This window comes from Massilia sp. DJPM01, assembly GCF_030348125.1.
GTDB classification, from domain to species: domain Bacteria; phylum Pseudomonadota; class Gammaproteobacteria; order Burkholderiales; family Burkholderiaceae_D; genus Telluria_A; species Telluria_A frigida.
Genome location: NZ_JAQOZV010000176.1, coordinates 1 through 1,233, shown reverse-complemented (window position 1 = coordinate 1,233; position 1,233 = coordinate 1). Strand labels below are relative to the sequence as shown.

The 1,233-nt window shown below is 63.7% G+C and carries 1 pseudogene; it reads right to left on the bottom strand.

What is annotated here, in order from left to right:
• Positions 1-1,233, bottom strand: a pseudogene (locus tag PO883_RS34470) (hemagglutinin); the annotation flags it as partial.

Genomic DNA, 1,233 nt, shown 5'->3' with positions numbered 1-1,233 from the left:
CGATTATTCGTGTCCACTGTGTTGGCAGTGAGGCCCGCTTGCAGGCTCGCAGCCAGGGTGCTGTTGCCATCCGCGCCGTTGGCGGACGCTGCGGCGGCGCCAACCAGCGCGCCACCGATGGCAGCACCAGCCTGCTGATAGGCATTCACAAAGCTGGCCCGCTCCGTCGAACCCAACGCCAGGCCAAGCTTGTCTGCCGCAGCCTCGCCGCTCGCCTCGCCGACGCGCTGCCCAAGGTTGCCGCCGATGACACCGCCGCCGCTGCTGAGCGCGCCGCTTGTTCCGCCTGTGATCCCGCCAACAATCCCTTGCGTGGCAGCATGCAAGGCGATCCGGAAAATGCCGTTGTCGCTCCAGTTGGCAGCCGTGGCCAAGGCGTCGTTGGCTTTGGCCGTGAACGCCGCTGCTGCCGCCGGATCGTTGCCGGCAGTGGCGTTCTCTGCCTGTTGCAGATATTGTCCAGCGAGCTTTTGTGCGTCCGCGACCTGCTGCGCGCCGATGTTGCCCACCTGCTTGGCGATGATCGGCGTTACCTGCTGCGCCACATCGTTCAAGGCCTTGGTGACTTCACGCTCGCTTTGCAGCTGCTTCAGATCGAAGATCTTGCCGATCGTACCCGCACTGTTCGCCGTATCCCGGTTCAGGCCCGCGACTGTATCGCTCGCGTTCTTCCCCGTCGCCGCGACCTGTCCCTTGTCGTCCGTGATGACAACCGTTCCCTCGCCGATAGCACTCTTCGTCGTGCCGGCCGCATTGCCGCGCTGTGCAGGCGTCAGGTTGCCCGCCACGTTGCTGGCGATATTGCTTTTGAGCGTGTCAGTGGCGCCCGCGCCGCTGCTGTACGACAAATTCACGCTACTGCTGTCGCTGTCATAGCTGGCCGCATTCTTCACGTCCGTCTGGGTCAGCGTGCCCGTCGTCAGCCTGTTCTTGTCAGCACCGGCGGCACTCGCAATCACGCCACCGGTCAGATCGGTGTTGTTCTTGACGCTCACATCGAAGCCCTGCGCACCCGCATAGATGCCCGACTGCTGGTTCACACTGGCGAACGTGCTGTCGGTATTCGCCTTGGCCGCGTTCACGCTGCCCGAACTGGCGCCATAGCAGAACGGCGGCACGCAAATACTGACGCTTCCCCCGCTGCTCTTTTCCCGGCTCGTGTAGTTGTCGGTGTCCTGCAGGCTCGCGATATTCAGGTCGCCGCCAATGTTGGCCACCACCTTGTCGCCCTTG